Source organism: Aphanothece microscopica RSMan92 (genome assembly GCF_046613545.2).
Taxonomy (GTDB): Bacteria; Cyanobacteriota; Cyanobacteriia; order PCC-6307; family Cyanobiaceae; genus NIES-981.
Genome location: NZ_JBKKKY020000388.1, coordinates 1 through 543, shown reverse-complemented (window position 1 = coordinate 543; position 543 = coordinate 1). Strand labels below are relative to the sequence as shown.

Below are 543 nucleotides of genomic sequence, written 5' to 3'. Positions count from 1 at the left end.
TGTTGAAGGTGGCGATCTTCATGCGCTGTTCCCCCGGGCCTGCCCCGTTCTAGGCGCAGGCCCCCGCTGGCACAAGCGGCCAGGGCTATCGCGCCTGCTGTTCGAGACAGCGCTCCAGCTGCGCCCGGAACTGGCGGTTGGCCATCACGCCGCTGGCGATCTGCGCAGCCGCGGCGCTGCGGTTGCGCGCGTCCGATCCGCCCATGATCCGGCGCAGCTCGGCCGGCGCGCGTTGGGCAAAGGCGCGCAAGGCATTCTGTACCGCGCCGTGGACCTGGTCTTCGGAAAAGGTGATCGTCACCGACCGCAGCAGGTTGCCGTTGCGCAGTTCGCGCTGTGCGGCGGGGGCCAGAACGCCGGTGATCGGCTCCATCAGGTCGCCGATGGCATGGCCCAGCATGGCGTCCGTCAGGCTGCCCACGGCCCGCTGCACGATCTGCTGGCCGGTCTCGCTGACCGTCGGCGGATCGCCGGCCATCGCGCGGCCCAGGTCCGTGGCCGACTGCTCCAGCATGTGGACCACGAAGGCCCGCCCCGCCGTCG

The 543-nt window shown here is 71.1% G+C and carries 1 protein-coding gene; it reads right to left on the bottom strand.

The window, feature by feature from the left end; translation table 11 throughout:
- Positions 1-85: 85 nt before the first annotated feature.
- Positions 86-543, bottom strand: a 458-nt coding sequence (locus tag ACLD7X_RS18160; RefSeq protein ID WP_411425087.1) for a hypothetical protein, incomplete at its 5' end; no start/stop codon positions are given.